This window comes from Bacillus sp. JJ1533, assembly GCF_036965045.1.
Classification (GTDB): domain Bacteria; phylum Bacillota; class Bacilli; order Bacillales; family Bacillaceae_L; genus Ferdinandcohnia.
In genome coordinates, this window is sequence record NZ_JBALOV010000042.1 from 30,197 (window position 1) to 42,180 (window position 11,984).

The following is an 11,984-nucleotide window of genomic DNA, read 5'->3' on the forward strand; positions in this document are numbered from 1 at the left end:
CTCCTTTACTTTTGGAACGGCATACCGAATGCTGTTAATAACTCACGAGCTTCTTCGTCAGTATTTGCAGTAGTTACGATAACGATATCCATACCACGAACTTTACTTACTTTATCGTAATCAATTTCAGGGAAAATTAATTGTTCTTTTACACCTAAAGTGTAGTTTCCACGGCCATCAAATGATTTCTTTGATACACCACGGAAGTCACGTACACGTGGAAGTGAGATAGAAACAAGCTTATCTAGGAATTCGTACATACGCTCACCACGTAGTGTAACTTTCGCACCGATCGGCATTCCTTCACGAAGACGGAAACCAGCGATTGAATTCTTAGCTCTAGTTACAACTGGTTTCTGTCCACTTAGAGCAGCTAATTCCTCTACTGCGTTATCTAATACTTTAGAGTTTTGAACTGCGTCACCAACGCCCATGTTGATCACGATTTTATCTACTTTCGGAACTTGCATAACAGACTTATAGTTAAACTTGCTCATTAGAGCAGGTGTAATTTCTTTTTGAAACTTTTCTTTTAGGCGGTTCATGTAATTACCTCCTTTCTTCGTTTACTATTTATCTAAAACTTCACCAGATTTTTTTGATACACGTACCTTTTTGCCATCAACTTCTTTGTAACCAACACGTGTTGGATTACCAGACTTAGGATCTAATGGCAATACATTTGATACATGAATAGGTGCCTCTTGGCTAATGATACCACCTTGTGGATTCGCTTGAGACGGTTTTGAGTGTTTCTTTACGATATTAACGCCTTCTACAAGAACACGGTCTTTCTTTGGGTAGCTTTCAAGGATCACACCTTGTTTACCTTTATCTTTCCCTGAAATAACCTGTACCTTGTCACCCTTTTTTACATGCATCTATTTCGCACCTCCTTAAAGGCCAATCGATTTCGAATTATAATACTTCTGGAGCTAGTGAAACAATTTTCATAAAGTTACTATCACGTAATTCACGTGCTACCGGACCGAAGATACGAGTTCCACGTGGACTCTTGTCGTCACGGATAATAACACAAGCATTTTCATCAAAACGGATGTATGTTCCGTCATTACGACGTACACCACGCTTCGTACGTACAACTACAGCCTTAACTACGTCACCTTTTTTAACAACGCCACCTGGTGTTGCTTGTTTTACTGTACATACAATAACATCACCAATATTTGCTGTTTTACGACCAGAACCACCTAATACTTTAATAGTAAGTACCTCACGTGCTCCTGAGTTGTCGGCAACTTTCAAACGAGTTTCTTGTTGAATCATTCATGAAACCTCCCTTCGGATTATTGATTGATCCGAACAAATATAATTAGATAATAACTGCCTTTTCTACTACTTCAACAAGACGGAAGCGTTTTGTAGCAGATAATGGGCGAGTCTCCATAATTTTTACGATGTCGCCAGTTTTTGCAACATTGTTTTCATCATGTGCTTTAAATTTCTTTGAATACTTTACGCGTTTCCCGTAAAGAGAATGCTTTTTATAAGTTTCTACTAGAACGGTAACTGTTTTATCCATTTTGTCAGATACAACACGTCCAGTGTAAACCTTACGTTGGTTACGTTCACTCACTATCGTAGACCTCCTTCCTGGTTATCGATTATTTACGACCGATTTCTCTTTCGCGGACTACTGTTTTCATACGAGCGATCGATTTACGAACTTCACGAATACGTGCAGTATTCTCAAGTTGACCAGTAGCTAGTTGAAAGCGAAGGTTAAATAACTCTTCTTTTAATGATTTTACTTTTTGTTCTATTTCGGCAGTGGTAAGGTCACGGATTTCATTAGCTTTCATTTGATTCACCACCAATTTCTTCACGTTTTACAAACTTAGTTTTAACTGGTAGTTTATGAGCTGCTAGGCGTAGTGCTTCACGAGCAATCTCTTCAGATACACCTGCAATTTCAAATAATACTTTTCCAGGTTTAACAACTGCTACCCATCCTTCAGGAGCACCTTTACCGGAACCCATACGTACCTCTAGAGGTTTTGATGTATATGGTTTAGATGGGAAAATTTTGATCCAAACTTTACCGCCACGTTTCATATAACGTGTCATCGCGATACGAGCAGCTTCGATTTGGCGGTTTGTAATCCAAGAAGCGTCTTGAGCTTGTAAACCGTATTCACCGAAATGTACTTCAGTACCACCTTTTGCTTGACCACGCATTTTTCCACGGTGTTCTCTGCGGTATTTCACACGTTTTGGTAATAACATATTATTTTCCTCCTTCCTCAGTTTTCTTCTTCGTAGGAAGGACCTCTCCACGATAGATCCATACTTTTACACCGATTTTTCCATAAGTAGTATCAGCTTCTGCAGTACCATAATCGATGTCTGCACGAAGAGTGTGAAGTGGAACTGTTCCTTCACTATAGTGTTCAGCACGAGCAATATCAGCTCCGCCTAAACGACCTGAAGTTTGTGTTTTAATACCTTGTGCACCAGCACGCATTGTGCGTTGAATTGCTTGTTTCTGAGCACGACGGAATGATACACGATTTTCTAATTGACGAGCAATATTTTCAGCTACTAGAGTTGCATCAAGATCAGCTCTTTTAATTTCAAGGATGTTGATGTGGACTCTCTTACCTGTTAATTGGTTTAATGCTTTACGAAGCGCTTCAACTTCTGTACCACCTTTACCAATTACCATACCAGGTTTAGCAGTATGGACAGTAACGTTAATACGGTTAGCTGCACGTTCAATTTCAATTTTTGAAACAGAAGCATCTTTTAAACGTTTTGCGATGTATTCGCGAACTTTAATGTCTTCGTGTAATAAATCTGCATAGTCTTTGCCTGCGTACCATTTTGACTCCCAGTCACGGATGATACCAACACGCATTCCTATTGGATTAACTTTTTGACCCACTACTTATCCCTCCTTCTTTTCTGATACCACGATTGTAATGTGGCTAGTGCGCTTGTTAATCTGACTTGCACGTCCCATAGCTCTTGGACGGAATCTTTTTAATGTTGGACCTTCATTTACATATGCTTCAGTAATAACTAGGTTATTAGCGTCCATTTCGTAGTTATGCTCTGCATTCGCAATCGCAGAATTTAATACTTTTTCTACAATAGGAGAAGCAGCTTTTGGTGTATGACGTAGGATTGCGATTGCTTCACCTACTTGCTTGCCTCGAATTAAATCTGCTACTAAACGAACCTTACGAGGAGCAATACGAACTGTTCTCGCAACAGCTTTAGCTTGCATAGATAATCCTCCTCTCATTAGCGTCTTGTTTTCTTATCGTCACTTGCGTGGCCTTTGTAAGTACGAGTTGGTGCAAATTCACCAAGTTTGTGACCTACCATATCTTCAGTAACATAAACCGGTACATGCTTACGACCATCATATACAGCTATTGTATTACCGATGAATTGTGGGAAAATCGTTGAACGACGTGACCAAGTTTTAATAACTTGTTTCTTTTCAGATCCGTTTTGATTTTCAACCTTTTTCATTAAGTGATCATCTACAAAAGGTCCTTTTTTCAAACTGCGTCCCATAAGTGAACCTCCCTTCGTGATTGACCTACGGTTCCAACGAACCGTAGCACAATCCCGTTATTTTTTACGACGACGTACGATAAATTTATCTGACTTGTTTTTCTTCTTACGAGTTTTCGCACCAAGAGTTGGTTTACCCCATGGAGTCATAGGTGACTTACGTCCGATAGGTGCTTTACCTTCACCACCACCGTGCGGGTGATCGTTAGGGTTCATTACAGATCCACGAACAGTTGGACGTTTACCTAACCAACGTGAACGACCTGCTTTACCAATGTTAACAAGTTCATGTTGTTCGTTCCCAACTTGACCTACAGTTGCACGGCAAGTTCCAAGAATCATACGAACTTCACCAGAATTCAAACGAACTAGAACATATTTACCTTCTTTACCAAGTACTTGTGCAGAAGTACCAGCTGAACGAACTAATTGACCACCTTTACCAGGTTTTAATTCGATATTGTGTACTACTGTACCAACTGGAATGTTTACTAATGGAAGTGCGTTACCTAGTTTAATATCAGATTCAGGTCCTGATACTACCTCCATACCTACTTTTAGGTTTTTTGGAGCAATAATGTAACGTTTTTCTCCATCTGCATAGTTGATTAATGCAATGTTTGCTGAACGGTTTGGATCGTATTCGATCGTAGCAACGCGTCCAGGTATACCATCTTTATCACGTTTGAAGTCGATGATACGGTATTGACGCTTATGTCCGCCAGCTTGATGACGTACTGTTATTTTACCTTGATTATTACGTCCAGCTTTTTTGTTTAAAGGTGCAAGTAATGATTTCTCTGGTCTGTCAGTAGTGATTTCTGCGAAATCTAGTGTTGTCATACCACGACGACCATTAGAGGTTGGTTTGTAATGTTTAATCGCCATCTCTATTTCCCTCCTTCTCTATAAAATTAAACTTCAAAGAATTCGATTTCTTTGCTATCAGCAGTTAATTTAACAATTGCTTTTCTGCGACGATTTGTATATCCACTGTAACGTCCTACACGCTTGAACTTACCTTTGTAGTTCATGATGTTTACTTTTTCAACCTTCACACCGAAAATTTGCTCTATAGCATCTTTAACTTCAGTTTTGTTAGATTTCACGTCAACATCAAATGTGTATTTTTTTTCAGCCATTAAGTCTGATGAACGTTCAGTAATAACAGGGCTCTTAATAATATCACGAGGATCTTTCATTATGCGAGCACCTCCTCTACTTTTTCCACCGCAGCTTTAGTAATCACAAGCTTATCATGGTTTAGAACATCAAGAACACTTACTCCATTTGCAGCAACAACAGTTACTCCAGGAATATTACGAGCTGAAAGTTCTACTGCTTCATTTACATCTGCAGTTACGATTAACGCTTTGCGATCAACGTTTAATCCTTTCAGTACCGCAACCATGTCTTTTGTTTTAGGAGCTTCTAATACTAGATTGTCTAGTACTAAAATGTTTTCCTCTAATACCTTTGTTGATAATGCTGATTTGATTGCTAAACGGCGTACTTTTTTAGGTAATTTGTAGCTATAGCTTCTTGGAGTTGGACCAAATACTGTTCCACCGCCACGCCATTGTGGTGAACGGATTGAACCTTGACGAGCACGACCAGTACCCTTTTGACGCCATGGTTTGCGACCTCCGCCTGCTACTTCAGAACGAATCTTTGTTTTATGAGTTCCTTGACGTAAGGAAGCTCTTTGCATGATAACTGCATCAAATAAAACTTGTTGATTTGGTTCAACACCGAATACAGAATCGTTTAATTCGATTTCTCCAACAGCTGAACCAGTTTGGTTATACAATGATACTTTAGGCATTCAAATGTCCTCCTTTCCTAGTAAATTACTTTGCTTTAACAGCACTTTTTACTGTAATAACAGATTTTCTCGCACCAGGTACATTACCTTTTACTAGAAGAAGATTACGTTCTGTATCTACTTTCACGATCTCTAAGTTTTGTACTGTGATACGTTCTCCACCCATACGACCAGGTAGAAGTTTGTTTTTAAATACACGGTTTGGAGCTACAGGTCCCATTGAACCAGGACGACGGTGATAACGTGAACCGTGACTCATAGGTCCGCGAGATTGTCCGTGGCGCTTAATTGCACCTTGGAATCCTTTACCTTTTGAAATTCCTGTTACATCTACAATATCTCCTTCAGCGAAGATATCAACTTTGACTTCCTGACCAACTTCAAACTCATCTAAGTTAACTCCGCGTAGTTCGCGAACGAAGCGCTTAGGTGCAGTGTTTGCTTTTGATGCATGACCCTTTTCAGGTTTGTTTGAAAGCTTTTCTCTCTTGTCTTCGAAACCGATTTGAACTGCTTCATAGCCGTCAGTTTCAGCTGACTTCTTCTGAAGAACTACGTTTGGAGCAGCTTCGATTACAGTTACAGGGATAAGTTCGCCATTACCTACGAATACTTGAGTCATACCAATTTTTCTTCCTAAGATTCCTTTGGTCATTAGTCACACCTCCTATAATTTTTACAATTTATTTCATTTTAGAATTAAAGTTTAATTTCAATGTCAACACCAGATGGTAAGTCCAAACGCATTAATGAATCAACAGTTTGTGGTGTTGGGTTAATGATGTCGATTAAGCGTTTGTGTGTACGCATTTCGAATTGCTCACGAGAATCTTTGTACTTGTGAACAGCACGAAGAATCGTATAAACAGACTTCTCAGTTGGAAGTGGGATTGGACCAGAAACTGCCGCACCAGAACGTTTTGCTGTCTCTACGATTTTTTCTGCAGATTGATCAAGAATTCTATGATCATATGCTTTTAAACGAATACGAATTTTTTGTTTTGCCATTATTTTCCCTCCTTTATCGCCTATTTTTAAAATAGACCTTCTCCGTGGAAATTTCCTTACACTCGCCATGGCAAAGCGGCCGGGTGTATCAGCAACCTTCCACATCATCGCAGTCAAAGACCAACATTGTCTATTATATAGAAAACAAATACGAAATGCAACATAATTCTTAGTTTTATGCATGTCTTTCGCACTTTTTCAATTATACACACCATAAATGGGGATTTCAACAAAAGTCACGATTTATTTTCACGTTAGATTTTGGTAATTCATACTGGAGTATGATTGATTTTGATCAGATGACAGCTGGATTTGGACTCGCGCGTCTGGATTATCGTTGATTGCTGTCCGAATGACCACTTGTTTTGGACTCAGTTCTACTAAATTTCGGCCCTGCTGTCAAAATGACTTGTTCATTTGGACTTGAGCTACTGAACTTTCATTGATCCCTGTCCATTTGACCACTCAATTTAGACTCAGTTCTTCTAAAAATTCATTCACGCTGTCAGAATGGGGCATTCATTTGGACTCAAGCACTGAACTTTCATTGATCTCTGTCCTAATGATCACTTGATTTGGACTCACTTCTTCTAAAATTCATTCATGCTGTCCAAATGACACATGCATTTGGACTCGAGTTACTTAATTTTCATTAATCCCTGTCCGATTGTCCCATTGATTTGAACTCTGCCAATATACGTTTCAACACACATATATATAGAAGAAACTGGACAAAAAAACAGGCGGGATCAACCGCCTGTTTTTGAAAACATATAGTTATTACTCAGTGATTGTAGCAACAACGCCAGCGCCTACTGTACGTCCACCTTCACGAATTGAGAACTTAGTTCCTTCTTCGATTGCAACTGGAGCGATTAGTTCAACTGTCATTTCGATGTTGTCACCAGGCATTACCATTTCTACGCCTTCTGGAAGGTTACAAATTCCAGTTACATCAGTTGTACGGAAGTAGAACTGTGGGCGGTAGTTTGAGAAGAATGGAGTGTGACGTCCACCTTCTTCTTTTGATAAAACGTAAACTTCAGCTTTGAACTTTTGGTGTGGCTTGATTGTACCTGGCTTAGCAAGTACTTGACCACGTTGGATTTCTTCACGAGAAACCCCACGAAGAAGTGCACCAATGTTGTCACCAGCTTCGGCATAGTCAAGAAGCTTACGGAACATTTCAACACCTGTTACAGTTGTTGATTTAGGCTCTTCAGTTAAACCGATGATTTCTACAACGTCACCAACTTTAACTTGTCCACGCTCAACACGACCTGTAGCAACTGTACCACGACCTGTGATTGAGAATACATCCTCAACAGGCATCATGAATGGCTTTTCAGTGTCACGAGTTGGAGTTGGAACGTACTCGTCAACAGCCGCCATTAATTCGATGATTTTTTCTTCCCACTCAGCTTCTCCTTCAAGAGCTTTAAGAGCAGAACCTTTGATTACTGGTACATCATCACCAGGGAATTCGTATTCAGAAAGAAGGTCACGAACTTCCATTTCTACTAATTCTAATAATTCTTCGTCGTCAACCATGTCACATTTGTTCATGAATACAACTAGGTAAGGAACACCTACTTGACGAGATAGAAGGATGTGCTCACGAGTTTGTGGCATTGGGCCGTCAGCAGCAGATACTACTAAGATACCGCCGTCCATTTGTGCAGCACCTGTGATCATGTTTTTAACGTAGTCTGCGTGTCCTGGGCAGTCAACGTGTGCATAGTGACGGTTATCAGTTTCATACTCAACGTGTGAAGTTGAGATTGTGATACCACGTTCACGTTCTTCAGGCGCACCATCGATTTGGTCATAGCCCATCGCTGCACCTTTACCGCTTCTTTTAGCAAGAACAGTAGTGATAGCAGCTGTTAAAGTTGTTTTACCATGGTCAACGTGTCCAATTGTACCAATATTAGCATGTGGTTTCGAACGGTCAAATTTCTCTTTTCCCATTTGAAAAGCCTCCTTAAGTATTTGTAATTTAATATATTAAGTATGAATTCCCGAAAGTGGCTTGTAACCACTTTCGAGGCCTACATAAGTAGTTATACTTGATGTTTGGGTGAAAATCAATTATTCACCTTTATTTTTTTTGATAATTTCTTCAGAAATTGATTTTGGTACTTCTTCGTAGTGATCAAAATGCATTGTAAATACTCCACGTCCTTGTGTGTTAGAACGTAAAGATGTAGCATAACCAAACATTTCAGATAGTGGAACCATCGCACGTACTACTTGTGCATTACCGCGAGCTTCCATACCTTCAACGCGTCCACGACGAGAAGTGATACCACCCATAATGTCTCCCATGTATTCTTCAGGAATAACAACTTCAACCTTCATTACAGGTTCAAGTATAACTGGTTGACATTTTGCTGCAGCGTTCTTAAGTGCCATAGAAGCGGCAATCTTAAACGCCATTTCACTTGAGTCAACATCATGGTATGAACCATCATAAAGCTTTGCTTTGATGTCAACTAACGGATAACCAGCTAGAACCCCTCTATCTAGAGCGTCTTCTAAACCAGCTTGTACAGCAGGGATGTATTCACGTGGAACAACCCCTCCAACAATCGCATTTTCAAATTCGAAGCCTTTTCCTTCTTCGTTTGGTGAGAATTCGATCCAAACGTGTCCGTATTGTCCGCGTCCACCTGATTGACGAGCGAATTTACCTTCAACCTGTGCAGATTGACGGAAAGTTTCACGGTACGCAACTTGTGGAGCACCAACGTTTGCTTCTACTTTGAATTCACGCTTCATACGATCCACTAGGACATCTAAGTGTAACTCACCCATACCAGCGATGATTGTTTGTCCTGTTTCAGTGTCAGTGTGAGCTCTGAATGTTGGGTCTTCTTCTTGAAGCTTTTGTAAAGCTGTAGACATTTTATCTTGGTCAGCTTTTGATTTCGGTTCAACAGAAAGTTGAATAACCGGCTCTGGGAATGTCATGGATTCAAGAATTACATTATCCTTTTCATCACATAATGTATCTCCAGTTGTAGTATCTTTCAATCCAACAGCCGCAGCGATGTCGCCAGCATAAACAGTTGAAATTTCCTGGCGGTGGTTTGCGTGCATTTGAAGGATACGTCCAATACGCTCACGCTTGCCTTTTGTTGAGTTTTTCACGTATGATCCAGAGTTTAATGTACCTGAATACACACGGAAGAATGTTAACTTACCAACAAAAGGATCAGTCATTACTTTGAACGCAAGTGCCGAGAATGGCTCACTGTCGTCTGAATGACGTTCAATTTCTTCTCCAGTATCAGCATCATGACCTTGAATAGATGCTACATCTGTTGGTGCTGGAAGATAGTCGATAACAGCATCTAGCATTTTTTGAACACCTTTGTTCTTAAATGCAGTACCACACATTACAGGGTAGAATTCTACCTTAAGTGTTGCAGTACGAATTGCTTTTTTCAATTCCTCATTAGAGATTTCTTCTCCACCAAGGTATTTTTCCATCAACTCTTCATCTAATTCCGCTACAGCTTCTACAAGCTTTTCACGGTACTCATTTGCTTGGTCTTGATATTCTTCAGGAATTTCAACTACTTCAACATCAGTTCCTAAGTCATTACCGTAGATTGTTGCATTCATTTCAACAAGGTCAATAATACCTCGGAATTGATCTTCTGCACCAATTGGTAATTGGATTGGGTGTGCATTCGCTTGAAGACGGTCATGAAGTGTGCTTACTGAATATAAGAAGTCAGCACCAATCTTGTCCATTTTGTTTACGAATACAGCTCTTGGAACACCGTAAGTTGTAGCTTGACGCCAAACTGTTTCAGTTTGTGGCTCAACTCCAGATTGTGCATCAAGAACAGTTACAGCACCATCAAGTACACGAAGTGAACGTTCAACTTCAACTGTGAAGTCTACGTGTCCTGGTGTATCGATGATGTTGACGCGGTGACCCTTCCATGATGCAGTTGTTGCTGCAGATGTAATTGTGATACCACGTTCTTGTTCTTGCTCCATCCAGTCCATTTGAGACGCACCTTCATGGGTTTCACCAAGTTTGTGAATTTTACCAGTATAATAAAGGATACGCTCGGTTGTTGTTGTCTTACCAGCATCGATGTGTGCCATGATACCGATATTACGAGTCTTTTCTAAGGAGAACTCTCTTGCCATTTGGGTCTTTCTCCTTCCTATGAGTAAGTATGATTTTTATTGTAGTAATGGCTCTGTTAAATAGATTAACAGAGCTCTTGTTTTTACCAACGGTAGTGAGCAAATGCTTTGTTTGCTTCTGCCATTTTGTGTGTATCTTCACGTTTCTTAACTGACGCACCAGAATTATTAGCTGCATCAAGAATTTCGTTAGCTAAACGCTCTTCCATAGTTTTTTCACCACGAAGACGAGCGTAGTTTACTAACCAACGTAATCCTAAAGTAGAACGACGGTCTGGGCGAACTTCAACAGGAACTTGATAGTTTGCACCACCTACACGACGTGCTCTTACTTCTAGGACAGGCATGATGTTTTTAAGTGCTTGTTCAAACACTTCCATTGCATCTTTACCTGAACGTTGTTGAACTAAATCAAACGCATTATATAAAATCGCTTGAGATTTACCTCTTTTTCCGTCAACCATCATTTTGTTGATTAAACGAGTTACAAGCTTTGAATTGTAAATTGGATCTGGTAATACATCTCTTTTAGCAACAGGTCCTTTACGAGGCATTGATATTTCCTCCTTTCAGTCATAAATATGTTAGTCTATTATTTCTTAGCTGCTTTTGGTCGCTTAGTACCGTATTTAGAACGACTTTGCGCACGGTTATTAACACCAGCAGTATCAAGTGCACCACGAACGATGTGATAACGTACCCCCGGTAAGTCCTTAACACGTCCACCACGAATTAGTACAACACTGTGCTCTTGTAAGTTGTGACCAATTCCTGGGATGTAAGCAGTAACCTCAATTCCGTTTGTTAAACGTACACGAGCATACTTACGAAGCGCTGAGTTCGGCTTCTTTGGAGTCATAGTACCAACACGAGTACATACACCACGCTTTTGAGGTGAAGTAGCATTAGTTTGTGACTTTTTGAAGCTGTTATAACCTTTATTTAACGCTGGAGAGTCTGAAGTTTGAACCTTCGATTCACGACCCTTACGAATTAATTGGTTAATTGTAGGCATTATTTGTTTCCTCCCTTCTACTTTCTTTAAGACCACATATCCAGGTGGTTCATTTTTTTACAAAAACAAAGTCTTTGTAGAATCTTTTCTCCACAAAAACAGTTTTTAATTAATAATTGCCACAGTAGAAGCTCCTACTTCGATTCCGCAGGCTTTTCCAAGCTTCAGCATCGAATCTACCTTTGATATCGGAATTTGCTGTTCCTCAGCTAACTGTAATACTTTGTTGATTACACGCCGATCCGCATCTTCTGCTACAACAATTTCTGTTACCATATTGGAGTGTATTGCTTTTACTGCTTGCTTTGTACCAATGATAATCTTCTTTGCCTGTAATACTTTTTCATAAGACATATAAAATATCCTCCAAAGTAACAGGTTTTAAGGAGCACCTTAGATATATTAACACCCTAAGAGAAG

At 39.8% G+C, this 11,984-nt stretch carries 19 protein-coding genes; all 19 read right to left on the reverse strand.

What is annotated here, in order from left to right:
* Positions 1 to 5 precede the first annotated feature (5 nt).
* Positions 6 to 545, reverse strand: a complete 540-nt coding sequence (gene rplE / locus V7138_RS22125; protein WP_335401689.1) for a 50S ribosomal protein L5 — start codon at positions 543 to 545, stop codon at positions 6 to 8.
* 24 nt (positions 546 to 569) lie between these two features.
* On the reverse strand, positions 570 to 881 hold the full coding sequence (gene rplX / locus V7138_RS22130) for a 50S ribosomal protein L24 (protein ID WP_335401692.1): 312 nt from the start codon (positions 879 to 881) through the stop codon (positions 570 to 572).
* Positions 882 to 918: 37 nt separating this feature from the next.
* Positions 919 to 1,287 (reverse strand): 50S ribosomal protein L14, encoded by a 369-nt coding sequence (gene rplN / locus V7138_RS22135; protein WP_116354133.1) that lies wholly within the window; start codon positions 1,285 to 1,287, stop codon positions 919 to 921.
* A gap of 46 nt (positions 1,288 to 1,333) precedes the next feature.
* On the reverse strand, positions 1,334 to 1,597 hold the full coding sequence (gene rpsQ, locus V7138_RS22140; protein ID WP_010285067.1) for a 30S ribosomal protein S17: 264 nt from the start codon (positions 1,595 to 1,597) through the stop codon (positions 1,334 to 1,336).
* Positions 1,598 to 1,625: 28 nt separating this feature from the next.
* Entirely contained in the window at positions 1,626 to 1,823 is a 198-nt protein-coding gene (rpmC, locus tag V7138_RS22145; RefSeq protein WP_010285065.1) for a 50S ribosomal protein L29, read from the reverse strand.
* The gene (rplP, locus tag V7138_RS22150; RefSeq protein ID WP_335401696.1) at positions 1,813 to 2,247 is read right to left on the reverse strand and encodes a 50S ribosomal protein L16; all 435 of its coding nucleotides are present in this window, start codon (positions 2,245 to 2,247) and stop codon (positions 1,813 to 1,815) included. Before rplP ends, rpmC begins: the two co-directional genes overlap by 11 nt.
* Position 2,248: 1 nt before the next feature.
* Complete coding sequence (gene rpsC, locus V7138_RS22155) at positions 2,249 to 2,905, reverse strand: 30S ribosomal protein S3 (RefSeq protein ID WP_335401699.1); 657 nt, start codon at positions 2,903 to 2,905, stop codon at positions 2,249 to 2,251.
* A 3-nt stretch (positions 2,906 to 2,908) separates the two neighbouring features.
* A complete protein-coding gene (gene rplV / locus V7138_RS22160) occupies positions 2,909 to 3,250 on the reverse strand; it encodes a 50S ribosomal protein L22 (RefSeq protein WP_116354137.1) in 342 nt (113 codons plus the stop codon).
* Positions 3,251 to 3,267: 17 nt separating this feature from the next.
* Positions 3,268 to 3,546, reverse strand: a complete 279-nt coding sequence (rpsS, locus tag V7138_RS22165) for a 30S ribosomal protein S19 (RefSeq protein WP_136379910.1) — start codon at positions 3,544 to 3,546, stop codon at positions 3,268 to 3,270.
* 57 nt (positions 3,547 to 3,603) lie between these two features.
* A complete protein-coding gene (gene rplB, locus V7138_RS22170) occupies positions 3,604 to 4,434 on the reverse strand; it encodes a 50S ribosomal protein L2 (protein ID WP_335401701.1) in 831 nt (276 codons plus the stop codon).
* A 26-nt stretch (positions 4,435 to 4,460) separates the two neighbouring features.
* A complete protein-coding gene (gene rplW, locus V7138_RS22175; RefSeq protein WP_077620217.1) occupies positions 4,461 to 4,748 on the reverse strand; it encodes a 50S ribosomal protein L23 in 288 nt (95 codons plus the stop codon).
* Positions 4,748 to 5,371 carry a 50S ribosomal protein L4 gene (gene rplD, locus V7138_RS22180; RefSeq protein ID WP_116354141.1) on the reverse strand — a complete coding sequence of 208 codons (624 nt, stop codon included), beginning with the start codon at positions 5,369 to 5,371 and terminating at the stop codon, positions 4,748 to 4,750. Before rplD ends, rplW begins: the two co-directional genes overlap by 1 nt.
* Positions 5,372 to 5,396: 25 nt before the next feature.
* Entirely contained in the window at positions 5,397 to 6,026 is a 630-nt protein-coding gene (gene rplC / locus V7138_RS22185) for a 50S ribosomal protein L3 (protein WP_335401703.1), read from the reverse strand.
* A 44-nt stretch (positions 6,027 to 6,070) separates the two neighbouring features.
* A complete protein-coding gene (gene rpsJ / locus V7138_RS22190; RefSeq protein WP_003348621.1) occupies positions 6,071 to 6,379 on the reverse strand; it encodes a 30S ribosomal protein S10 in 309 nt (102 codons plus the stop codon).
* A 780-nt stretch (positions 6,380 to 7,159) separates the two neighbouring features.
* A complete protein-coding gene (gene tuf / locus V7138_RS22195; RefSeq protein ID WP_335401705.1) occupies positions 7,160 to 8,350 on the reverse strand; it encodes an elongation factor Tu in 1,191 nt (396 codons plus the stop codon).
* 120 nt (positions 8,351 to 8,470) lie between these two features.
* Entirely contained in the window at positions 8,471 to 10,549 is a 2,079-nt protein-coding gene (gene fusA / locus V7138_RS22200; protein ID WP_335401707.1) for an elongation factor G, read from the reverse strand.
* An 83-nt stretch (positions 10,550 to 10,632) separates the two neighbouring features.
* Positions 10,633 to 11,103: a 30S ribosomal protein S7 gene (rpsG, locus tag V7138_RS22205; protein ID WP_335401708.1), complete on the reverse strand. Its 471-nt coding sequence runs from the start codon at positions 11,101 to 11,103 to the stop codon at positions 10,633 to 10,635.
* A gap of 38 nt (positions 11,104 to 11,141) precedes the next feature.
* On the reverse strand, positions 11,142 to 11,564 hold the full coding sequence (gene rpsL / locus V7138_RS22210) for a 30S ribosomal protein S12 (protein WP_335401710.1): 423 nt from the start codon (positions 11,562 to 11,564) through the stop codon (positions 11,142 to 11,144).
* Positions 11,565 to 11,669: 105 nt separating this feature from the next.
* Positions 11,670 to 11,918 (reverse strand): 50S ribosomal protein L7ae-like protein, encoded by a 249-nt coding sequence (locus V7138_RS22215; protein WP_335401711.1) that lies wholly within the window; start codon positions 11,916 to 11,918, stop codon positions 11,670 to 11,672.
* Positions 11,919 to 11,984: the final 66 nt, after the last annotated feature.